General features: G+C 69.5%; 23 protein-coding genes and 1 pseudogene. 11 read left to right on the top strand and 13 right to left on the bottom strand.

The features are described 5' to 3' along the window. Window positions 1-83: 83 nt before the first annotated feature. Window positions 84-602, bottom strand: a complete 519-nt coding sequence (locus tag ACYVGD_RS07840) for a hypothetical protein (protein ID WP_460742670.1) — start codon at window positions 600-602, stop codon at window positions 84-86. Between the two features lie 39 nt (window positions 603-641). Between ACYVGD_RS07840 and ACYVGD_RS07835 the strand changes: the two genes are divergently transcribed. From ACYVGD_RS07835 to ACYVGD_RS07810, 6 genes are all read left to right on the top strand, one after another. Further along, window positions 642-1544 (top strand): glycerate kinase, encoded by a 903-nt coding sequence (locus ACYVGD_RS07835; RefSeq protein ID WP_460742669.1) that lies wholly within the window; start codon window positions 642-644, stop codon window positions 1542-1544. 115 nt (window positions 1545-1659) lie between these two features. Next, window positions 1660-2007, top strand: coding sequence for a HesB/IscA family protein (locus ACYVGD_RS07830; protein ID WP_460742668.1), 348 nt, complete (start codon window positions 1660-1662; stop codon window positions 2005-2007). A 210-nt stretch (window positions 2008-2217) separates the two neighbouring features. Beyond that, window positions 2218-3042 (top strand): aa3-type cytochrome oxidase subunit II, encoded by an 825-nt coding sequence (gene ctaC, locus ACYVGD_RS07825; protein WP_460742667.1) that lies wholly within the window; start codon window positions 2218-2220, stop codon window positions 3040-3042. A gap of 1 nt (window position 3043) precedes the next feature. Beyond that, window positions 3044-4804 (top strand): aa3-type cytochrome oxidase subunit I, encoded by a 1761-nt coding sequence (ctaD, locus tag ACYVGD_RS07820; protein WP_460742666.1) that lies wholly within the window; start codon window positions 3044-3046, stop codon window positions 4802-4804. After that, window positions 4801-5214 carry a cytochrome c oxidase subunit 4 gene (locus ACYVGD_RS07815; protein WP_460742664.1) on the top strand — a complete coding sequence of 138 codons (414 nt, stop codon included), beginning with the start codon at window positions 4801-4803 and terminating at the stop codon, window positions 5212-5214. The genes ctaD and ACYVGD_RS07815 overlap by 4 nt, the downstream gene beginning before the upstream one ends. 97 nt (window positions 5215-5311) lie before the next feature. Beyond that, the gene (locus ACYVGD_RS07810) at window positions 5312-6478 is read left to right on the top strand and encodes a trans-sulfuration enzyme family protein (protein WP_460742663.1); all 1167 of its coding nucleotides are present in this window, start codon (window positions 5312-5314) and stop codon (window positions 6476-6478) included. 78 nt (window positions 6479-6556) lie between these two features. On the opposite strand, the gene ACYVGD_RS07805 is transcribed toward ACYVGD_RS07810, so the two are convergent. The 6 genes from ACYVGD_RS07805 to ctaE form a co-directional block, all read right to left on the bottom strand. After that, window positions 6557-8020, bottom strand: a complete 1464-nt coding sequence (locus ACYVGD_RS07805) for a GuaB1 family IMP dehydrogenase-related protein (protein WP_460742661.1) — start codon at window positions 8018-8020, stop codon at window positions 6557-6559. Window positions 8021-8046: 26 nt separating this feature from the next. Beyond that, entirely contained in the window at window positions 8047-8415 is a 369-nt protein-coding gene (locus tag ACYVGD_RS07800) for a zinc-ribbon domain-containing protein (protein WP_460742660.1), read from the bottom strand. A 108-nt stretch (window positions 8416-8523) separates the two neighbouring features. After that, window positions 8524-10296, bottom strand: a complete 1773-nt coding sequence (gene qcrB, locus ACYVGD_RS07795; RefSeq protein WP_460742659.1) for a cytochrome bc1 complex cytochrome b subunit — start codon at window positions 10294-10296, stop codon at window positions 8524-8526. A gap of 6 nt (window positions 10297-10302) precedes the next feature. Further along, entirely contained in the window at window positions 10303-11445 is a 1143-nt protein-coding gene (qcrA, locus tag ACYVGD_RS07790; protein WP_460742904.1) for a cytochrome bc1 complex Rieske iron-sulfur subunit, read from the bottom strand. Continuing rightward, window positions 11412-12215, bottom strand: a complete 804-nt coding sequence (gene qcrC / locus ACYVGD_RS07785; RefSeq protein ID WP_460742658.1) for a cytochrome bc1 complex diheme cytochrome c subunit — start codon at window positions 12213-12215, stop codon at window positions 11412-11414. Before qcrC ends, qcrA begins: the two co-directional genes overlap by 34 nt. A 43-nt stretch (window positions 12216-12258) precedes the next feature. Continuing rightward, the gene (ctaE, locus tag ACYVGD_RS07780; RefSeq protein WP_460742657.1) at window positions 12259-12915 is read right to left on the bottom strand and encodes an aa3-type cytochrome oxidase subunit III; all 657 of its coding nucleotides are present in this window, start codon (window positions 12913-12915) and stop codon (window positions 12259-12261) included. 215 nt (window positions 12916-13130) lie between these two features. Here ctaE and ACYVGD_RS07775 point away from each other — a divergent pair, with 215 nt between their 5' ends. Then, window positions 13131-13559 carry a response regulator gene (locus ACYVGD_RS07775; RefSeq protein WP_460742656.1) on the top strand — a complete coding sequence of 143 codons (429 nt, stop codon included), beginning with the start codon at window positions 13131-13133 and terminating at the stop codon, window positions 13557-13559. After that, window positions 13556-14608, top strand: coding sequence for an anthranilate phosphoribosyltransferase (trpD, locus tag ACYVGD_RS07770; RefSeq protein ID WP_460742655.1), 1053 nt, complete (start codon window positions 13556-13558; stop codon window positions 14606-14608). The genes ACYVGD_RS07775 and trpD overlap by 4 nt, the downstream gene beginning before the upstream one ends. A 3-nt stretch (window positions 14609-14611) precedes the next feature. On the opposite strand, the gene ACYVGD_RS07765 is transcribed toward trpD, so the two are convergent. The 3 genes and pseudogenes from ACYVGD_RS07765 to ACYVGD_RS07755 all read right to left on the bottom strand — a co-directional run. Beyond that, complete coding sequence (locus tag ACYVGD_RS07765; protein ID WP_460742654.1) at window positions 14612-15262, bottom strand: prepilin peptidase; 651 nt, start codon at window positions 15260-15262, stop codon at window positions 14612-14614. A 9-nt stretch (window positions 15263-15271) separates the two neighbouring features. Next, entirely contained in the window at window positions 15272-15826 is a 555-nt protein-coding gene (locus tag ACYVGD_RS07760) for a hypothetical protein (protein ID WP_460742653.1), read from the bottom strand. Between the two features lie 193 nt (window positions 15827-16019). After that, a pseudogene (locus ACYVGD_RS07755) lies at window positions 16020-16181 on the bottom strand (sunset domain-containing protein); the annotation flags it as partial. An 889-nt stretch (window positions 16182-17070) separates the two neighbouring features. Between ACYVGD_RS07755 and ACYVGD_RS07750 the strand changes: the two are divergent. Both ACYVGD_RS07750 and ACYVGD_RS07745 read left to right on the top strand, forming a co-directional pair. Continuing rightward, on the top strand, window positions 17071-17589 hold the full coding sequence (locus ACYVGD_RS07750; protein WP_460742652.1) for a peptidylprolyl isomerase: 519 nt from the start codon (window positions 17071-17073) through the stop codon (window positions 17587-17589). A gap of 7 nt (window positions 17590-17596) precedes the next feature. Then, window positions 17597-18493, top strand: coding sequence for a rhomboid family intramembrane serine protease (locus tag ACYVGD_RS07745; protein ID WP_460742651.1), 897 nt, complete (start codon window positions 17597-17599; stop codon window positions 18491-18493). A gap of 157 nt (window positions 18494-18650) precedes the next feature. Here ACYVGD_RS07745 and ACYVGD_RS07740 read toward each other — a convergent pair whose 3' ends face one another. Continuing rightward, window positions 18651-18926: an Lrp/AsnC family transcriptional regulator gene (locus ACYVGD_RS07740; protein ID WP_460742650.1), complete on the bottom strand. Its 276-nt coding sequence runs from the start codon at window positions 18924-18926 to the stop codon at window positions 18651-18653. Window positions 18927-18951: 25 nt separating this feature from the next. Continuing rightward, complete coding sequence (locus ACYVGD_RS07735) at window positions 18952-19419, bottom strand: SRPBCC family protein (protein ID WP_460742649.1); 468 nt, start codon at window positions 19417-19419, stop codon at window positions 18952-18954. 381 nt (window positions 19420-19800) lie between these two features. Between ACYVGD_RS07735 and ACYVGD_RS07730 the strand changes: the two genes are divergently transcribed. Further along, entirely contained in the window at window positions 19801-20358 is a 558-nt protein-coding gene (locus ACYVGD_RS07730) for a dienelactone hydrolase family protein (RefSeq protein WP_460742648.1), read from the top strand. 10 nt (window positions 20359-20368) lie between these two features. On the opposite strand, the gene ACYVGD_RS07725 is transcribed toward ACYVGD_RS07730, so the two are convergent. Next, window positions 20369-22084, bottom strand: coding sequence for a DEDD exonuclease domain-containing protein (locus ACYVGD_RS07725; RefSeq protein WP_460742647.1), 1716 nt, complete (start codon window positions 22082-22084; stop codon window positions 20369-20371). Between the last annotated feature and the right edge of the window lie 101 nt (window positions 22085-22185).

The following is a 22185-nucleotide window of genomic DNA, read 5'->3' as shown; positions in this document are numbered from 1 at the left end:
CCGGGGCCCTTCGTCTCTCTCCGTTGAACCCAGACCCGCAGGTTTGTGCACAAGTTGGGTTCGGGGATCTCGCCGTGGACGGCTCAGGCGTTCGGATACAGCCCGGTCTCGACCCAGAAGAACATGCCGACGCAGAACCCGATGATGGTCATGACGACGGCGACGGCCCACCAACGGCCGGCCCCCTCGCGGCCGCGGAGGCCGAGGGCGGCCCAAGCCGGGCCCAGCCCGCACAGCGCGCCCACCGCGATCAGCGACGGCAGCATCTTCCACGTGTCGACGGGCTGGCAGACGCCCTCGCAGGCCCGAAACATCGAGACGAACCACATGCACACCGCGGCGCAGATGCCGCCGACCCCGGCGAGGACGGGCAGCATCCAGCGGGCAGCGGTCAGCTGACGGCGCCAGAGGTGGTTGGTCGGGACGGCGGCCACCATCATCAGCGCCCCGACGATCGCGAGCACCGACATCACGATGTAGGGCGCCGCCTGCTCGGCGAGCATCGCGTCCAGCCACGTGTAGGCGGTGCCCAGCGCGTACAGGCCCACGAGGGCGGCGAGCGCGGCGCCGATCAGCTGGCGGGAGGACATGCGTGTGGCCATGCGATCAACGCTACTAGGGCGCGGCAGTAGCCTGCGGTCATGCGCATCCTCGTGGCGACCGACCTGCAGGGCGACCTCGGCTCACTCGAGGCGGGTGAGGCGATCGCCCGCGGCTGGCAGGCGGCCGACCCGACGGCCGAGCTGGCGGTCGCGCCGCTCGGCGCGGCGGGGGAGGGCTTCCTGTCCTCCGTCAGGCTCGACGCCGACGAGCGTGCGGTCACCGCCCATCCCCGTGAGGTCGCCGGCGCGCTGCTGGACAGGCCGCGCCGGCTGCTCGTGGACCTGGGAACCGTCCCGGCGGGCACGCACGACGCGGGAGAAGCGCTGCTGGCCGGCCTTGGCGCCGAGGTGACGAGGGGGGACGGCGGCGCACGCGTCGACCTCTCCCGCGCACGCGATCTCGTCGGCGACACCGAGCTGGTCGGCGTCGTCGCCGCGGGCGGGCTGGAGCGCCACCTGCTCGGCCTGCGCGGCATCACCGCCGTACGCGGCCGCGAGACCGGCGAGGACCCGGCCACGATGCTGGCCACCGATTCCGCGCTCGAGGCGTTCACGATGGCCGTGGGCCGCACTCCCGAACCCGGTGACGGGGCGGCCGGCGGCACGGCGTACGCGATCACCGCCCTGGGCGGGCGCCTGGTGGAGGGGCCGGCCGAGTGCGTACGCAGGCTGGAGCTGCCCGCGACCGCGCGCGTGGCAGACCTGGTCATCACCGGGACCACCAGCTTCGACTTCGGTTCGCGCGGCGGGGGAGTCGTCCGGGAGGTCGCCGACGTGGCCCAGGCGGCGCTCACGCCGTGCATCGTGCTGGCCGAGCGGGTGCTCATCGCCGGCCGCGAGATGCGCACCATGGGAGTCGAGTCGGCGTACGCGGCCGAGGGTCCGGGCGCCGCCGAGCTGGAGGCCCTCGCCGCTCGCGTGGCCCGCACCTGGCGCTGGTGACGCCACGACCTTTGTCACGGCCTCGGACGGGAATACACTGGCGCGGAGCACGGTTCACCCGACGAGGGACTGCCACCCAGCAGCCCGACGACAGACTCTTCTTGTGGAGGCAGATATGACGACCGAGGCGAGCATCACCCAGGGCCTCATCCTCACCGACGGCGCAGCGGCCAAGGTCAAGGACCTGCTCGACCGCGAGGGCCGCGACGACCTCGCCCTGCGCGTCGCCGTGCAGCCGGGCGGCTGCTCCGGCCTGCGTTACGAGCTCTACTTCGACGAGCGCAAGCTCGACGGCGATATCGTCAACGAGTACGGCGGCGTCAATGTGGTCACCGACCGCATGAGCGCCCCCTACCTCGCAGGCGCGTCGATCGACTTCGTCGACACCATCGAGAAGCAGGGCTTCACCATCGACAACCCGAACCAGCAGGGCTCCTGCGCCTGCGGCGAGTCGTTCAACTGATCCCACCAGCTGCGTGTGACGCAGGTCTCGTGCCGACCCCCACATCCCCCGATGTGGGGGTCGTCGACGTTGTGGGACGACGTCACGGGTTGATACCAAGGGGTCCCACAGGCCGTAGGCGGGGCCGCACCCCACGGAGAAATGGGTTAGTGTGGCGCCGACTAGAGTGGCCGCTTCTCGGCTGCTCCGGGAACCAAGGAAGGGCGTGACGTGAGTCTGACGAAGAGAGGCCGTCGGCTGACCGGAGCTGCATTGTTCGGTCTGGCTGCAGTGGCGCTGAGTGGATGTGCACAGGCTGGACCTGGCCAGGGCCATCTGTTCGGCCTGCCGGAACCCTCGACCGACAGGGCGCCGCACATCGGCAACCTCTGGGTCGGTTCGTGGATCGCGACGCTGGCCATCGGAATCCTCGTCTGGGGTCTCATGGGCTGGGCGTTCATCCGCTACCGCCGTCGTGACGTGGACGAGGTGCCCAAGCAGACGCGCTACAACCTCCCGCTCGAGGTGATGTACACGATCGTCCCGTTCCTGATCATCGGCGTCCTGTTCTTCTGGACCGTGAAGACCCAGAACGCGATGTACGACAAGTCCGAGACCTCCGCCCACACCGTCGACGTGGTGGGTCAGAAGTGGTCGTGGACCTTCAACTACAACGAGGCCGGAGTCTGGGACGCGGGAACGATCGAGAAGACGCCCGACCTGTACCTACCGGTCAACAAGACGGTGACGTTCAACCTCGACTCGCCCGACGTCATCCACTCGTTCTGGGTCCCGACCTTCTACATGAAGCTCGACGTGATCCCGGGCCGCACCAATTCGTTCCAGGTGACGCCGAACAAGGTGGGTGTGTTCGCCGGCAAGTGCGCCGAGCTGTGCGGCACCTACCACTCGGCGATGTTGTTCAACGTCCACGTCGTGCCCCAGGAGGAGTTCGACGCCAAGATGGGCGAGCTGAAGGCCAAGGGCCAGGTCGGCAAGATCAAGGGTTCCACCGGGGCCAACTCGCTCCAGGTCGCGAAAAAGGAAGGTGAGTGACATGGCAACCGTCGGACGTGTGGCCGATGCCACCAGCACGGCGCCGGCAGACCGGCGCCTCGGCGCCCATGTGATGGAGTGGCTGACCACCACCGATCACAAGCTGCTGGGAAAGATGTACCTGACCACCGCCTTCATCTTCTTCCTCATCGGCGGTGTGATGGCTCTGGCGATGCGCGCCGAGCTGGCGTTCCCGGGCATGCAGTTCATGCAGCTCGAGACGTTCAACCAGATGTTCACGATGCACGGCACGATCATGCTGCTGATGTTCGGCACACCCTGCTTCGCGGGCTTCGCCAACTTCGTCATGCCGCTGCAGATCGGTGCCCCGGACGTGGCCTTCCCGCGTCTGAACTCCTTCTCCTACTGGCTGTTCGTGGTGGGGTCGATCATCGCCTGCTCGGGCTTCCTCACCCCTGACGGCGCCGCCTCGTTCGGCTGGTTCGCGTACGCCCCGCTGTCGACGGCTATCCACTCGCCGGGCGCCGGTGGCGACTTGTGGCTCATGGGCCTCTATCTGCTGGGCCTGTCGTCGATCCTCGGCGCGGTGAACTTCATCACCACCATCACGACGCTGCGCGCGCCCGGCATGACGATGTTCCGCATGCCGATCTTCACCTGGAACATCCTGGTCACCTCGATCCTGGTCCTCCTGGTGTTCCCGGTGCTCGCCGCCGGCCTGCTGGTCCTCGAGGCCGACCGTCGCCTTGGCACCCACATCTTCAACGCCGCTCATGGCGGCCCGATCCTGTGGCAGCACCTGTTCTGGTTCTTCGGTCACCCCGAGGTCTATGTCCTCGCCCTGCCGTTCTTCGGCATCGTGACCGAGATCATCCCGGTGTTCTCCCGCAAGCCGATCTTCGGCTACGTCGGCCTCGTCGCCGCGACGCTGTCGATCGCCGCCCTGTCGGTCGCAGTGTGGGCCCACCACATGTTCGTCACCGGCGCGGTTTCGCTGCCGTTCTTCTCGTTCATGACGTTCCTGATCGCCGTCCCGACCGGTGTGAAGTTCTTCAACTGGATCGGCACGATGTGGCGAGGTTCCATCAGCTTCGACACGCCGATGCTGTGGGCCGCGGGCTTCCTCACGACGTTCCTCTTCGGTGGCCTGACGGGCGTCATCCTCGCTTCCCCGCCTATGGACTTCCAGGTGTCCGACTCCTACTTCGTGGTCGCCCACTTCCACTACGTGCTCTTCGGCACCGTGGTATTCGCGATGTTCGCCGGCTTCTACTTCTGGTGGCCGAAGTTCACGGGCCGCATGCTCAACGAGACGTGGGGCAAGGTCCACTTCTGGATGCTGTTCTTCGCCTTCCACCTCACCTTCCTCGTACAACACTGGCTGGGCATCGAGGGCATGCCGCGTCGTTACGCGGACTACCTGCCCGACGAGGGCTTCACGCTGCTGAACCAGATCTCCACGGTCGGCGCGTTCATGCTGGGCGTATCCTTCCTGCCGTTCTTCTGGAACCTGTGGATCAGCCGCTACGCCCCCAAGGTGACGGTGGACGACCCGTGGGGCTGGGGCCGCTCCCTCGAGTGGGCCACGTCCTGCCCGCCGCCGAAGAAGAACTACACCTCGCTGCCGCGTATCCGCTCGGAGGCCCCGGCCTTCGACCTCCATCACCCGGAGATCGCACTGCGCGAATACCAGGCGCAGGCCGCCCCCGACAGTGGCCCGAAGGATGCTCCCGAGGACAGCGGCCGTGTGTCCGTCCTGACCGAGCGCGCTGGCGACGACAAGAAGGGTGACCTCCGATGAAGAAGGAAGCGTGGATCTACCTGCCGCTCGCAGGCTTCTTCGGCCTGATGACCGTGGTCTACTACTTCCTCGGTCGCTTCGACGGGGGAAAGATCGAGTGGGCTGGCATCCTGACGCTGGCGCTGAGCTGCCTGATGATCCTCATGATCGGCGGCTTCTACTCGATCACCGGGGCCAAGATGGACCTGCGTCCCGAGGACCGCAAGGAGGCCGAGGTCGCCGAAGGTGCCGGTGAAATCGGCTTCTTCCCGCCCGCCTCGATCTGGCCCCTCGTCTGCGCCGTGATCGTCGGTCTGGTCTTCCTTGGACCGGTCTTCGGCTGGTGGCTGACGATCATCGGCTTCGGCCTGGGCGTGTGGGCCGTGGGTGGCTGGGTCTACCAGTACTACCGCGGCGACTACTCCCACTGAACCGACCACGTCGACGCCCGTCCCCCTAGGGGGCGGGCGTCTTCGCGTACGCGGGCATTCCTCTGCGCGCGCGGTCGCTTTGGTGCATGATCGGCTCATGGACCACCTCTCTCCGGACACGCTCGCCGTGCACGCCGGCCGGGACGATCTCACCGCCCTCGGCGTCCACGCGCTCCCCATCGATCTGTCTTCGACCAACCCGCTGCCTGACATCGAACTCGGCGGTGACTCCTACGAGGCCATTGCCACCGGAGGAGACCCGATCGACGGGGGCTCGTTCATCTACCAACGGCTGTGGAACCCGACGGTCGCCCGGTTCGAGCAGGCGCTCGCCCTCCTCGAGCACACCGGCGGGGCCGTCGCGTTCGGATCGGGCATGGCCGGTATCGGTGCGGCGATCCAGGCCGCCTGCCTCGAGTCCGGTCATCGCCACGTCGTCGCGCTCAGGCCCCTGTACGGCGGCACCGACCAGGTGCTCGCCACGAACCTCTACGGCACGGAGACGACCTTCGTCCACTCGCTCGAGGCCGTCGCGGACGCCCTGCGCCCCGACACGGCGCTCGTCGTCGCCGAAACCCCGGCAAACCCCACGCTCGAGCTGGTCGACATCAAGGCGCTCGTCGCCGCTGCGGGCGAGGTCCCCGTGATGATCGACAACACCTTCGCGACCCCCGTGCTGCAGAACCCCGGCGACTTCGGTGCCGCGATGGTCGCCCACTCCGCGACGAAATACATCGGCGGTCACGGCGACGTCATCGGCGGCGTCGTCGCGGGCTCGCGGCGCTGGGTCGAGGCCGTACGCCGCGTACGCGCGGCCAGCGGCGCGCTGGCCCACCCGCTGTCGGCGTACCTCATGCATCGCGGGCTGGCCACGCTGCCGGTCCGTATCCGCGCCCAGCAGGAGGGCGCGAAGGTCGTCGCCGGCTATCTCGCCGAGCACGACGCCGTCGAGCGCGTCTTCTACCCGGGTCTGCCCGACGCCGACCCGCAGGGCCTGATCGGTACGCAGATGCGCGGCCCCGGCGCCATGCTGGCCGTGGACGTGCGCACCCACGAGGCCGCCGCACGGCTCACCCACGACGTGCAGCTGTTCACCCACGCCGTGTCGCTGGGCGGCGTCGACTCCCTGATCCAGCACCCCGCGTCGCTGACCCACCGGCCCGTCGCGCCCGAGGAGCGGCCCGGGGCCGGCATCGTGCGGCTGTCGATCGGGCTCGAGGACCCGAGCGACCTGATCGACGACCTGGCCCGCGCCCTGGGCTGAGGATCCACCACGCGCACGGGGCACCCCGAGGAGTCCCCGGGGCGCCCTGTCGCCTTGGGGCACCGAGCCCCCACGCGCTCACCAGGAGGCGTGGAGGGGGCGTCCCTCGTCGTAGCCCGAGCTGGACTGCAGGCCGACGGTGGCGAGGTCGGCGAACTCGGTGAGCGTGCGGGCGCCGGCGTACGTGCAGGAGGAACGGACGCCTGAGACGATGAAGTCGACGAGGTCCTCCACGCCGGGGCGCTGGGGGTCGAGGTACATCTTGGAGCTGGAGATGCCCTCCTCGAAGAGTCCCGCACGGGCACGGTCGAAGCCGGACTGGTCCCGCGTACGCATGCGCACGGCGCGCGCGGAAGCCATGCCGAACGACTCCTTGTACATGCGCCCGTCGGCGTCGGTGAACAGGTCCCCTGTCGACTCGTGCGTACCCGCGAACCAGGAGCCGATCATCACCGAGCCCGCACCCGCGGCGAGCGCGAGGGCCACGTCGCGGGGGTGGCGTACGCCGCCGTCGGCCCACACGGAACGCCCGAGCTCGCGTGCGGCATCCGCGCACTCGAGGACAGCGCTGAACTGGGGGCGCCCCACTCCGGTCTGCATCCGAGTGGTGCACATGGCGCCCGGGCCCACACCCACCTTGCAGACGTCGGCACCGGCCTCCACGAGGTCGCGCACGCCGTCGGCGGTCACGACGTTGCCGGCGACGATGCGGACGTCGGCTCCGTGCGCCTCGCGGGCCTTCGCGACCGCGCCCAGCGCGTCCATCATCTTGTCCTGGTGGCCGTGGGCGGTGTCGACCACGAGCACGTCGGCGCCCGCTTCGAGCAGGCGGGTGGCGCGGCCCGCGACGTCGCCGTTGATGCCGACGGCGGCGCCCACGCGCAGGCGTCCCTGGGCGTCGAGGGCCGGGGTGTAGAGAGCGGAGCGCAGAGCGCCCTTCTTGGTGAGCACGCCGACGAGCCGGTCGCCGTCGACGACGACGGCGCCGTCCTGGTGGTGGGCGGCGAGCTCGTCGAAGACCTCCTTGGGGGAGGCGGTGGGCGCGACCTGGATGAAGTCCTGGCTCATCGCCTCGTGGACCTGCGCGAAACGGTCGAGGTCGACGGTGTCGCTGGGGTGGAGCACGCCGACGGGCCGCAGGTCGCCCTGCCTGCGGTCGCCCTCGACGACCACGACGAAGCCGTGGGCGCGCTTGGGCAGCAGGCTCATGGCCTCGCCGACGGTGGTCGACGGCGACACGGTGACGGGGGTGTCGAAGATGCGGTGGGCACGCTTGACGCGCGCCATGGACTCGGCGACGACGTCGGTCGGGATGTCCTGGGGGATGATCGCGATGCCGCCGCGGCGCGCCATCGTCTCGGCCATCCGGCGCCCCGAGATCGCCGTCATGTTGGCCACGACCAAGGGGAGGGGAGTGCCCAGGCCGTCGGTAGACGTGAGGTCGACGTCGAGCCGAGACGTGACGCCGGAGCGGCGCGGCACCATGAAGACGTCGTTGTAGGTCAGGTCGTGGGTGGGGCGCAGGTCGTTGAGGAATCGCACCTGAGGAGTCTACGGCCCCGGTGGCGTCAACCCTGCTGCCACGGGTTGTCCTGGTGGGGCTGGCGCGGGTACTGCGGGAACCCCTTCGTACCGCCCGGCTGCTGGGGATAGGAGGCCTGCTCGGGATCCCACGTGGGGCGTCCGCGGTCGACGGGGGCCGGGTCGGGGGCGGCCGCGAGCGACGCCGCCTCCTGCTTCGTCAGCGCACGGGCCTGACCGCAGATAGAGCACTCGAGGGCATACCGGCTCGACAAGGGGATGAGCGGGATGAAGAACAGCGAGAACTTGGTGCCCCGTCGCACGACGTGGTGGGCGGCGTTGTTCCCACACCGCCCGCACAACGACATCATGACGCCAAGCACTTTCGCATAGCTGGAGAAGCCGAATATGAGCATGCCCACAGTGTATGGGCATATGTCGATACGGGGCTGGAGATCGGGCACCGGCCGACGGAACGGCACAGGGCCCCGGATCCGCGCGAATCCGGGGCCCTGTGGAGTGCGTCAGTGCTTGACGTCGACCGGGTTGCGCTGGTCGTCGCCGTGGCCGGACAGCTGGTGGCCGGGCTCCTCGTTGGCGAGCTCGTCGTGGTCACCGCCGTGACCGTGGCCCAGCATGTGGTCGCGGGCCTCTTGGAGCTCCTTCGCGGTCGGCTTGGCCACCGAGTCGCGGTAGAACCAGCGGTGGGCGGCGGCGCGACGCTTGGAGGCGCCCCCGGACACGCGTACGCCGTCGGCATCCTCGGTCGCGCCCGGCTCGATCGGCACGAACTCGTCGTGCTGGGTGAGCGTCCAGACCTCGTCGTCGGAAATCGGGGCGTGGTCCTCGAAGTATTCGCCCTCGGCCGTACGCTCCATCTGACCGGTGGGGGAGCCGTGGAGCAGGCGCTCCTCCTTCTGGCGCTGAATGCCCAGGCAGATGCGCTTGGTGATCATGAAGACCACGATCGGGGCGACGATCCAGGCCACCCGCAGGAAGTGGGTGACCGTGTTCAGGGACAGGTGGAACTTCGTGGCCAGGATGTCGTTGCCGCCACCCATGAGGAACATCAGGTACATCGTGATCGCACCTGCGCCCAGGGCCGTACGCGTCGGCGCCTGGTAGGGGTACTGCAGGATGTGGTGCTCACGCTTGTCGCCGGTGATCCACTGCTCGAGGAACGGGTAGATCGCCATCGAGGTGAACAGCAGGCCGAGCACGCCGAGGCCCGGGACCGCGATGTTCCACGACCAGGTCGAGAAGACCGACGCGCCGGGGATGTGAGACTCCCAGCCCGGCATGATGCGGACGGCACCCTCGGCGGGACCCATGTACCAGTCGGGCTGCGAGCCGGCGGTCACCTGGGCCGGGTTGTACGGGCCGTACATCCACACCGGATTGATCTGGAACAGCGCGCCGAACAGGGTGATGACGCCGGACACGATGAAGAAGAAGCCACCGGCCTTCGCGGCGTACACGGGGAACATCGGGTAGCCCACGACGTTCTTCTCGGTGCGCCCGGCACCCGGGAACTGGGTGTGCTTGTGGTAAACGACCAGCGCCATGTGGGCGGCGATCAGACCCAGCAGCAGGCCGGGGATCAGGAGGATGTGGACCATGTAGAGGCGGGGGATGATGATCTCGCCCGGGAACTCGCCGCCGAAGACGAAGAACTCCGCCCAGGTGCCGATGATCGGGATCGAACGGATCATGCCGTCGACGAAGCGGAGACCGGTGCCCGACAGCAGGTCGTCGGGCAGCGAGTAGCCCGCGAAGCCCTCGACCATACCCATGGAGACCAGGCCGACGCCCAGCAGCCAGTTGAGCTCGCGCGGCTTGCGGAACGCGCCGGTGAAGAACACGCGCAGCGCGTGGGAGAACATCGCGGCGATGAACAGCATGGCCGCCCAGTGGTGCATCTGGCGGATCAGCAGGCCACCACGGATGTCGTGGGACAGCGCCAGCGTCGAGGCGAAGGCCTCGGACATCGGCAGGCCCTTGAGAAGCTGGTAGGAGCCCTCATAGTGGATCTCACCCATCGACGGCTTGAACCACAGGGTCAGGAAGACGCCGGTGATCAGCAGGATGATGAACGAGTAGAGCGCGACCTCACCGAGTAGGAACGACCAGTGGTCGGGAAAGACCTTGCGGAGGTTCTTCTTGCCCATGGCGGCGAGGCCGAGGCGGTCGTCGGCCCAGGTGGCAGGGCCGGAGAGCGCCTTGAACGGGTGGGCGCCGGACGGGGACTTCGCGGCGACGGAGTCGTCGGTCTGGACGACCTGTGCAGGCTTTGCCATCAGAGATCACTCACCCTTGTCTTCGGGGTAGAACTGGCGCTCGGGGAAGCTCGGGCCGACGGGGACGGTGAAGTCGCGCTGGGCGACGAGGTAGCCGTCCTTGTCGGTCGTGATCGGCAGCTGCGGCAGCGCGCGGGCCGCCGGGCCGAAGACGACCTTGCCGGCGTCGCCGAGGTCGAACGTGGACTGGTGGCAGGGGCACAGCAGGTGGTGCGTCTGCTGCTCCCACAGCGAGATCGGGCAGCCGACGTGGGTGCAGATCTTCGAATACGCGAGGATGCCGTTGACGTGCCAGTCCTTGCGGCGCTCGGGGATCTTGATCGAGTTGGGGTCCATGCGCACGATGATGATCGCGGCCTTCGCCTTCTCGACCTGGTGGTGGTGTGCGACGAGGTCCTTCAGCTTCTCGGGCTCACCGTTGATGAGCTGGCCGATCTCCATGTCGGAGGCCTTGATCCGCTTGTAGGTGACGTCGTTGACCAGGTACATCGGCTCCGAGGACGTGCCCTCGGCCCACAGGGTGCGCTCGAGGGTGCCGCGGATGCGCGACGGGGTCGGCCAGGGGCCGAGGTCGGCCAGCGTGACCAAGGGAGCGAGGGCGGTGAGGCCCACGGCGCCGCCGAGGGCGGCGAGGATCGAGCGACGGCTGCCCTTGATGCCGGAGTCGGCGATGCCCTTGTCGACCTCGGCCATCGTGGCGGCCTTGTCGTCGTCGGAGGAATGGGCGGTGTGACGCTCCTCGATGATCTCCTCGTCGGACATGATCATGCGGCCCCACTGCACTGCGCCCAGGCCGATCAACAGGACGGCGAGCCCGAGGGTCAGGCCCAGGCCCAGATGGAGCGCGGAGCCCTTCAGGTAGCCGAATGAGATCGACGGGCCGGTCGGGCCGCCGGGGACGGTGAAGTAGATGACGATGAACGCCAGGGCGAACAGCGGCGCGAGGGCGAAGCAGGTCAGCACCTGGCGCGTGGCGCGACGGCCGGCGGCCTCGTCGACGTCGGCGTACCGCTCGACGTGCTCCTCGAGGCCCGGGTCGGCGACCGGACGGGTCTCGAGGACGCCGGAGTTGGGATCAGGGGTGTTCATTGCGTCCTTGTTCTCGACGTTGGTGCTCACTTGGCGCGTGCTCCCTTCGAGGCGAGCCAGCCGGCGAGCAGGAGACAGCCGCCGAGGCCGAGGATCCAGATGTAGAAGCCCTCCGACACCGGGCCGATGGCGCCGAAGTCGTTGCCGCCGTAGGTGGGCTGCTCGTGGAGGTGGTTCAGGTAGCCGATGATCTCGCGGACGTCCTGATCGGTCAGGTTCTCCTTGGAGAAGACGGGCATCTGCTGGGGGCCGGTGCGCAGCGCCTCGTAGATGTGACGGTTGTCGACACCCTCGAGCGTCGGCGCGTACTTGCCCTCGGGGAGGGCGCCGCCCATGCCGGCGAAGTTGTGGCAGGCCGAGCAGTTGGTGCGGAAGAGCTCACCGCCGCGGGCGATCTCCTCGTCGCTCAGCCCGGCGGGCGAGTAGTCCTGTGCGGCCGGGATGGCGGGGCCGGGGGCCAGTGACGCGACGTACGCGGCCAGGGCCTCGGTCTCCTTCTCGGTGTAGGTGTTGGCCTTGCGCGGGGCCTGGGCGCCCGGGCGTGCCATCGGCATGCGGCCGGTGCTTACCTGGAAGTCCACGGCAGCGGCGCCCACGCCGTGCAGGGACGGGCCCTGAGAGGTTCCCTCGGCGTTCAGGCCGTGGCACGAGGAGCACCCGACGGCGAAAAGCTGCTTGCCCTCCTCGACCTGCTGGGTCTTGGCGGTGTCGGCGGACGACTTCGTGGCCGGGGCGAAGCCGGCGTACAGCGCGCCCATGAGGAACAGCGCCATCACCAGCATCAGTGGCTTGGCCGCGGGGTGTCGCCGCCTGGCAGACAGGAATCTCACTGCGGGTCCCTTCGATCGATGTTTTGGTGCGTGGACGCGCGCGTCACGCGAGGAAGTAGATGACGCCGAACAGGATGATCCAGACGACGTCGACGAAGTGCCAGTAGTAGGACACCGCGACGGCCGACACGGCCTGCTCGTGGGTGAAGCGTCGCGTCATGTACGTGCGGCCAAGCACGAAGAGGAACGCGATGAGGCCGCCGGTCACGTGGAGGCCGTGGAAGCCCGTGGCCAGGTAGAACAGCGAGCCGTAGACGTCCGACGACAGGGTGAGGCCCTCGTGGTACAGCTCGGCGTACTCGTACGCCTGACCGCCGATGAAGATCGAGCCCATGATGAACGTGATGATGTACCAGAGGCGCAGCTTCTTGACATCACCCTTCTCGGCGGCGAACACGCCGAGCTGGCAGGTGACCGACGACGCCACCAGAATGGCGGTGTTGATCGTCGAGAACGGGACGTTGAGCAGGCCGTGGCCCTGCTCCCACAGCTGGCCGCCGGTGGTGGCGTTGGTTGCCGATCGGATCGTGAAGTATGCGGCGAAGAGGGCGGCGAAGAACATCAGTTCGCTCGCCAGCCAGATGATGGTGCCCACGGCGACCATGTCGGGTCGGCCCTTGACGCCCTTCAGGCGGGAAGGCGCGATCGGATGGACCGCCCCCGTCGGGAGCGCATGCGTCGAGTCGGTAGAAGTAGCCACGCGAGCATTATTGCCATACTTTTCGTTTTGGTCATCCCGATCCCGAGACTTGGGGACGACCGCAACCAATCCGTTGCAGCGTCGTCGGGCCACCGCGCGGCGCCCCTTGTGACGGGGATCATCCACGCGGCCGGCATCCGCACGCGGGGTCGCCCCCGGTGGGGAGGGCTATGATGACCGGGAAATCGAACCACGACGCCCTCCAGAGGATGACAATGAGCGCAGAACAGTCGACCGAGCGTCATGCCACGGTCCTCGTCTACTCCGACGACCGGACCGTGCGCGAGCAGGTTCGCCTGGCGATGGGGTCGCGCGTGGCCGCCGACCTGCCGAAGATCGACGTGTTCGAGTGCGCCACACCCGCTGCGGTCATCGCGGCGATGGACAACGGCGGCGTCGACCTGGTCGTCCTCGACGGCGAGGCCGTGCCCGAGGGCGGCATGGGCATCTGTCGCCAGATCAAGAACGAGATCCCCAACTGCCCGCCCGTCCTGCTCGTCGTGGGGCGCGTGCAGGACGCCTGGCTGGCGACGTGGTCGCGTGCGGAGGCGGTCGTCGCCCATCCCATCGACCCGATCCGTCTGCCGTCCGAGGTCGCCGGCCTGCTGCGCCAGCGCCTCGGTGGCGTCGCCGCGACGGCGTGAGTCCCGACCGCCGCTGGCCCGACCTGCTCACCGGCCTGGTGTCGGGTCAGGACCTGACGCGCGACCAGGCCCGGTGGGCCATGCGCGAGGTCCTCGAGGGCAACGCGTCCCCGGTCCAGCTGGCCGCCTTCGCCGTGGCGCTGCGGGCCAAGGGCGAGACGGTTGACGAGCTCCGCTCGCTGGCCGAGGTCATGCTCGAGAAGGCGACGCCCGTCGACCTCGATCCGGAGGCCGTCGACGTCGTGGGGACCGGGGGAGACCGCGCCAACACGGTGAACGTGTCGACCATGGCGGCCGTGACCGCGGCTGCCGGCGGGGCGCGGGTCGTCAAGCACGGCAACCGTGCGGCCTCGTCGGCCTGCGGCACGGCCGACTGTCTCGAGGCGCTCGGCCTCGTGCTCGACGTCGCGCCCGAGCGCCAGCGGGCGGTCATGGAGCGTGCTGGCATCGTCTTCCTCTTCGCCCCCCGCTACCACGCGTCGCTGCGCCATGCCGCCGCCACCCGACGCGAGCTCGCGATCTCGACGGCCTTCAACTCGCTCGGTCCCCTGACGAACCCCGCCCGGCCGATCGCCCAGGCCGTCGGCATCGCCGATCGGCGCATGGCCGCCCTGGTCGCGGGCGTGCTTGCGGCCCGTGGCGCGCGGGGCCTTGTGTTTCACGGCGGCGACGGTCTCGACGAGCTGACGACGACCACCACGTCATCGGTGTGGCTGATCGCCGACGGGCGTACGCACGAGACCACCCTCGACCCCCGAGAGCTCGGCATCGAGCGCGCGCAGGTCGACGACCTCGTCGGCGGCGAGCCGCCGGTCAACGCCGCGATCGCCCGCGACGTCTTTGCGGGGGCGACCGGTCCGGTGCGGGACATCGTCACCCTCAACGCGGCCGCGGCCCTGCTCGCGTTCGAGGGTCCCGACCTCGATGCCGACCTCGTCGGCCAGCTGTCGCCCAGGCTCGAGCGCGCGCGTGCGGTCCTCGACGACGGGGCGGCCACCGCGACCCTCGAGACGTGGGTCGCGGCGACCCGGGAGCCCGCGGGCACCTGAGCGTTACCCACCGAGAACCGCCACCGCCAGCCAGGGCCCGGCCACGAGCGAGGGTCCGTACGCGTACGCGCCCCTGCGCCCGCACGCCGTCCTGACGACGCCGTGGAGTGCGCCCACCAGCGTGCCGAGGAGCACCGCCGCCATCGCATGGGTCGGGCCGACCGACCCCGCGGCGGCCGCCAGCGCGGGAGCAAGCCGGACGTCACCGAACCCGATCCCTCCGCCGAGCCGCCAGAACAGCCAGAAGAAAACGCCCGCGCCCAGGGCCGCCCCGGCCGACCTGAACGAGGCGGAGGGGCCTGCGGTCAGAGAGAGAGCCAGCGCACCCGCCGCCGTCGCGGCCCACAACAGTTGGGTCAGGCGCAGCGGCAGCCAGGTCGTGGCGCCGTCGACGACCGCGAGCCACACACCGATCGTGGCGACGCCGAGCCAGACGGGCCACAGCGGCAGCGGCACCCACGCGAGCAGGGCCACGGCCGCACCGACCAGCCCGGAGGCGGTCAGGGTGGTCGTCCGGCCCGCCAGCCGGCGGTAGGGAATCTTGTCTGGCGCTTCGTCGGGCTCGGGTAGCCCGGTCATCAGGCGCGGCCACGCATACGCGGTCACGGAGCTGGCGACGACCGCGAGGGTGAGCGCGGGCAGGAGCTCGGGCACAGCCGGACTCTAGGCCGCCGGGATGTCTCGTCGCCACACCGGGCGGGCCGCGGCCCGAGCGGCGTCGGCGTCGGCGTCCCGCTCGGCGAGGTGGATGCCATGGGCGCGCGCCAGGGCGAGGGCCTCCTGCTCCAGCAGGATCGTGACCTGGGTGACCCGTCCGCGCCGTAGGGCGTCGACGCGCGTCCGGCTCACCGACAGGGCCCGCGCCACGTCGGCTGTGGCAGCGCCTTCGGCCAGTAGGGCTGCCACGGCGCGACTGGTGCGGGTGGCGGGGACCGAAGTGGTCCGGGCCATCTGGAGGCGACCGGCGTCCAGCGACAGGAGGGCGCGGGCGTCCCTGCGGGCGATGCGGGGCCGGAGCCGACCGTCGCGACCGTGGACGAGTGTGCGGACCACGTTGTCGGGGACCCCGGCGAGCCCGGCGACGACCCGGTGGTCGAGGTTCTCCGAGGCCATGAGCCGGCGCACGTGGAGGCGGAACGGGTGGGCGGCGACCCAGTCGTAGCGGTCCTCGGCGGGACGGTCGCGGCGCGGGACGGGTAGGTGGGGGTAGGTGCTCACGGTGTCTCCTGGTGTGTGGGTGACACCAGACAGCCAGAAGGGAGCGGTTAGGGGAAGGGGTCAGCGGCGACGGACAACATCGGCCACGCCTCGGACAACACCTTCTCGGAGCCGGACAACACTCGTGCCAACACCTGGACATGCCACGAGGGCCGCCCCGTCGGGACGGCCCTCGTGGATGTGGATCAGCGGATCAACGCTGGGCGCGCGAGAAACCGGCCTTCTCGGCAGCGGCCTCGGTGGTGAACCACACGTCGGCGATCGTGCGGTCGTAGCCGCCCGAGTCAGGGGTGTGGTACTTCATCGAGCGCTCGTTGCCCTTGATGGTGTAGCCCGCCGGCGGCTCGGCGCCGACGAAGGCGTCGGCGCCGTACTTGGAGCGGTCGACCGTGGCGCCGGCCTCGGTCTGGGGGGCGTCCACCGGCTCGCTGAAGGACTGGGTGGTCGTCGGCGTCGTGGTGGGCGTCGTCGTGGTCGACTTGTAGGACGAGGCGTTGTGGGCCTGCCAGTCGGAGGAGCTCTTCGCCGCGAAGAACTGCTTGTAGACGAAGTAGCCGATGCCGCCGAGCAGGGCGAAGAGGGTGACAGTCTTCAGCTTGGAGCCGAAGCCACCCTTCTCCTGCTTCTTGGCGACCTTCTGGAGCGCCTTGACCTGCCTCATCTGCTCCTTGTGGAGACGCTTCTGTTCCTTCTTGGGCAGCGCGAGGTCGCCACGGAGGGCGGCCAGGGCGGCGAGCCCGCGGTGCTGGGCCTCCTGCGCGTTCTCATCGTTGACCAGCTGCTCGAGGGCGTCGCCGAGTTTCGGCAGCAGCTCCTGGTAGCGCTGCTGGGCGACCGCGCGGGCGGGCGCGAGCTTCTCGGACGCCTGGGCCGCGTACTCAGCACCTCGGGCCTTCGCCTCGTCGGCGAAGGGCGCCAGCTTGCTGAGGCCGTCCTCGACGAGCGGCGTCAGCTTGTCGCGTCCCTGATCGAACAGGGGGCTGAGGCGGCTCTTGGCGTCAGCGATCATGGCGGCACGGGTGCCCGCGGCCGTGTGAGTGTTCTCTGCGGCGGCGTTGACTTTGACCTTCACGATTCCTCCGTGTGGGTTGGTTGCTCCGGATGGAGTGGCTACCACCGTACCCATCGGTACCAACGGCGACACCCCCCACCCCCGCTCCGGCGCGGTCCGCGCTGGGTGCGGCGTGCCAAGATGGGGGAGCGCCGTCCGGCGCGTACGCCATCCAGCGAGCAAGGAGCATCACGTGGCCAAGACCGCGACCCTGCACACCAACCACGGTGACATCGTCATCAACCTCTTCGACACCCATGCGCCGAAGACCGTCGACAACTTCGTTGGCCTGGCCACGGGCACCAAGGAGTACGCCGACCCCGCCACCGGTGCGCAGACCACGGGCAAGTTCTACGACGGCCTGACCTTCCACCGCATCATCGACGGCTTCATGATCCAGGGCGGCTGCCCGCAGGGCACCGGCACCGGCGGCCCCGGCTACAAGTTCGCCGACGAGTTCCACCCCGAGCTGCAGTTCAACAAGCCCTACCTGCTGGCCATGGCCAACGCGGGCCCCGGCACCAACGGCTCGCAGTTCTTCATCACCGTCGCCCCGACGCCCCACCTGAACAACCGCCACACGATCTTCGGCGAGGTCGCCGACCAGGCCTCCCGTGAGGTCGTCGACAAGATCGCCAAGGTCCGCACCGGCATGATGGACCGCCCGGTCGAGCCAGTGGTGATGGAGTCGGTCGAGGTCTCCGAGGCCTGATCGCGAGATGAGTGACGAGAGGCCCGACTTCACCTGGCAAGAGTTCGAGCGCCGCGCCGGCTCTCAGCCGGCGCCCAGCGACGACGAGCGCTTCACCGGCTGCTACCGGCATCCGGACCGCACCACCGGCATCCGCTGCCAGCGGTGCGACAAGCCGATCTGCGGGGAGTGCATGCACCCCGCGTCGGTGGGGTTCCAGTGCCCCGGCTGCGTCGGTGCCTCCGTCCCTCCCCGTGCCTCCGCCGGCCGCCGGCGCCCCTCCGGTGGGGCGCTGGCGGGCCGGTTCGGCGCGTCCGGCCCGGTCTCCACGACCGTGGCCATCATGGTCATCAGCGCCGCCGTCGCGATGATGGACCTCGTCACGCGGGGGATGGCGTCCTCGTTCCTCGCGTTCTCCGCCCCCGCGGTGTCGGCGGGGCAGGTCTGGCGCCTGGTCACCGGCGTGTTCGTTTCGGGCGGCCTGCTGAACCTGGCGCTGAACCTCCTGTTCCTGTGGCTCGTCGGCACCCAGGTGGAGCGTGAGATCGGACGCTGGCGCCTGCTGGGCATTCTGGTCGTCTCCACGCTCGGCGCCTCGGCTGCGCTGATGTTGGCCGGCGTCGGTGGCATGGGCCTGCTCTTCGCGGCCATCCTCGGCCTGCTGTCCGCCCTGGCCGCCGTGAAGTACGCCCACGGCGAGGACATCCGCGGAGACCTCATCCTCTTCGCCCTGCTGCTCGGCATGAACCTCCTGTTCGGTCCGGCGGGGTTCCTCGCGCAGCTGGGTGCGCTCGTGGCTGGCGGCGCCGCGGGGCTCGTGCTGGCGAAGGCCCCGTGGCAGGGGCGTGACCGGTTCCAGGCGCTGGGGATGACCGGGATCGGTGTCGCGTGCCTGGTGCTCTCGGCCGTCGGCGCGCTGGTCTGACGCCTCACTACTCCCGCCCTTGCCGGCCAGTCGACGAACAGCTCGCGGTCCTGGTCAGCCGGATCTCGAGCGCTTCGTCGAGCGTGGCGCGGACGAAGCCGATGTTCCCGGTGAACGGGGCGTACGCGTCGTCGAGAGCGTGCGCACCGGGGCCTTCTCAGATGCCGAGGGAGAACGCGGCGTCGAGGTCGTGGCTCGAGTAGGCGCGGAACGCGATGTGGGTCTCGGTGTCCTTGACCCCGGGAACCTTGTTGAGCTGATCGGCGACGACCGCGGCGACCTGGTCGTGGTCGCGTACGCGGACCATGGCGATCAGGTCGATGTTGCCGGTGACGGAGTAGACCTCGGTGACGCCCTCGAGGGCGGCGATGCCCTCGGCGACCTCGGGGATGCGGGCGACGTCGGCGTGGATGAACACAATCGCGGTGACCATGGTCGAATCCTAGGCCGTCAGGCCGTCAGGCCAGCTTGTCGGCCTCGACGGCCGCCTTGAGCCGCGCGAGACCCTTCTCGAGGTCCCGGCCCATCATCCTGTCCATCGGGTAGAGGTGCCCCACCAGTCCCATGAGCGCGTTCTGCTGACCCTCCATCGTCCAGTGGACGTGGGTGCGGGCGCCCTCGGGGCGGAGGGTGAACACCGACATGCTCGAGGACTTGAACGGCTTGAGGAAGTTCACGGCGATGCGTACGCGTTGGGTGTCGGCCTCGACGACCTCCATCGACCCCTCTCCGGCCTTCTTGTTGCCCTTCCACGTGTAGCGCTGGCCCACTCCCGACTCCGCCCCGGTGTAGGTGCGCGTGAGGTTCTCGTCGAGATCCTCCCAGGGGGACCAGTGGACCCACTCGCGCAGGTCGGCGATCCGGGGACGGACATACCCGGGCAGGGCGTCGATGATCGTCGTGCGGGTCACGGTGTAGGTCGCCATGGTCGCAGCCTAGTCAGATGTGCCCGCGGGCCGGACGGGGCGACACCACAGCCGCGACGGGCAACCCAGTGGTGTCCAAAAAATGGACAAAAGGTAAACCGATCCCATGATCAAGCCATCGCGGCCGACCAAGCCCACGTCGTAGACGAGCTGCGCCAAGATCCCGACCACCTCGTCGTCCCCGTGGCGAAGCATGCGTGTGACCACCTCCCTGGCTCGCGCCCGACATGACGGGCGCGTCGTCAAGGCCGTGCCTGAGATCCTCTTTGTCTGCGTCGCTCGCAGATGGCGGCAGCCATCGCGGCACACCTGGCCGGGCAGCACGTGCACGTTCCGCGTGGTGCCTGACATCAGGTCGGGACGCTGTGCCACGCTGGGGGCATGGCCCACATCCTTCTCCTGCACTCCGCGCTCGGCCTGCGTCCCGCCGTGCTCGACGCCGCCGATCGCCTGCGCGCCCTCGGTCACGGGGTTACGACGCCCGATTACTACGACGGGCACGTGTTCGACGAGGTCGACGCGGGCATCGCGTACCGCGACGAGGTGGGGGAGAGGGCGCTCCTCGACCGCGCTCGCAACGCCTTGGCGGATGTCCCCGACGACGCCGTGCTGGCCGGATTCTCGTTGGGCGCCTTCTTCGCGCAGGTCTTCGCCGCCAAGCGCCCCGCGGCGCGTGCCGCCGTGCTGTTGCACGCCGCGGCGGGCCCCCGCGGCGACTGGAACGGCGTTCCCGTGCAGGTGCACCGCTATGCCACCGACCCCTGGATCGAGGGGCCGGACGTCACGGCGCTCGGCGAGGCGGTCCGCGCGTCCGGGGCGGCGTTCGAGGACATCGTTGTGCCAGGTGAAGGACACCTGTTCACCGACCTCGGCCAGCCGAACGGGGATGCCGACGCGTACGCGGCCTCGATCGGGCGCATCCACGCCTTCATCTGTTGACCCTGCCGAGTCATGACGCGAGCTCGACATCGCCGGCGGTGAGGGCATAACGCGCCAGATCGCCTTCACCCAGGCCGGCCCGGAGCGGCCACGCCCAGTCGCCGTCGATCTCGATGAGGCGTACGCCGGGGCGCTCCAGCCAGGCCGCCACCCGCTCGGTCTCCTCGATCGTCGCCGCAGGGGCGGGCGCGACCGGTTCGGCGACGGCCTCGGCGAGCAGCGTCGCCTGCTCCGCCACCGCGCGCGGGTCGTCACCCGGCCGGGCGACGGCCGCTCCGGCGAGGCGGCCGTGGCGTACGACATGGATTTCCCAAGAGGCACCTACCCGTTCGGCGGCCACGATCTGGGCCACGGCCGCCAGACTGGCCACACGGTGGTGGCGGGTGGCGCTGCGCGACCACGCCTCCAGACGCGAACGCACTGTGGCCGCCTCCTCGAACCGCTCCTCGGCGACGAGCCGCTGCAGGCGGGGGCGCGCGGCGACCAGAACCGGACGGACGTCGCTGGTCAGGGCTTCGCGGACCTGCTCGACGACCGACGCGTAGTCTTGCAGGTCGCCCTGCAGCTGGCACGGCGCCAGGCAGCGCCCCAGCTCGGCGAGTACGCAGGCCCCCGACGGCGTGCGCGTCGACAGCCGGCGCGTGCACTGGCGGATCGGGAACGCCTCGTGGAGCGCGAGCATCACGTCCTCCGCGGTCTGGCGGGAGCGCAGTGGGCCGAAGTAGGTCGCGCCGTCGTCGGCGACCCGCCGCACCAGTGACAACCGGGGGAACGGCTCGCACGTCAGCTTGAGCCACTGGACCTTGCGCGGGAATTTTGAGCGCCGGTTGTAGCGCGGCGCGTGGGCCTCGATCAGCCGCAGTTCGGTGACCTCGGCGTGGAGGGGCGTGGCGCACTCGACGGCGCGCACGCCGGATGCGACCCGCACCATCTCGTCGATGCGCCGGCGCGACTCGGCCGCGGTGAAGTAGGAGCGCACGCGGGCCCGGACGTTCACGGACTTCCCGACGTAGAGCACCTCGTCGCCGTTCATGAACTGGTAGCACCCCGGTCCCGTCGGCATGGTGTCGGCCCAACCACGCTTCGCGCGACGCGCGGGGGAGACACGTCGCGTCATCTCCTGGAGGTCTTCGAGCGTGTGTACGCCCAGGTTGCCGACCCGCTCGAGGAGGCCGTGGAGCACGTCGACGGTGGCCCGGGCGTCGGACAGCGCCCGGTGGTTCGGCGTCGTCGTCGCGTGGAAGTGGGCCGCGAGCGTCGCGAGCTTGTGGTTGGGCACCTCGTCGCGCAGCATCGCGCACCGAGCCAGCGCCACCGTGTCGACGACGTGGCCGCCGGGCCAGTCGTGGCCGTGGGTGGCGCAGGCGCGCTTCAGGAACCCGACGTCGAACCCCGCGTTGTGGGCCACCAGCACCGCGTCACGGCTGAACTCGAGCCAGCTCGGAAGGACCTCCGCGAGCCGGGGCGCATCGAGCACCATCGCGTTGGTGATGCCCGTCAGCGCCTGGATCAGCGGAGGGATGTCAGAAGTGGGGTTGATCAATGTTTGGAACTCGCCCTCGACCTCGCCGCCGCGGATCTTCACCGCCCCGATCTCGGTGATCTGGTCGTCCCCCGATCCGCCCGTCGTCTCGAGGTCGACCACGACGAACGTCACCTCCGACAACGGTGTCCCGAGGTCGTCGAACGTGGGCTGCAGGTCGCGAGAAGGGTGCGGCGTGGACATGAGCCAGAACCTACGAACTCGCTCTGACAATTATTCGGTCGCGAGCCGGACAACCGGCGAGCGTCGGCATGCGCACCCCCGCGTCTGGACGACCACCAAGG

It is taken from the genome of Mariniluteicoccus endophyticus (assembly GCF_054780035.1).
Note: the sequence above shows the minus strand (reverse complement) of the source record. Positions and strands in the feature narration are given on the sequence as shown.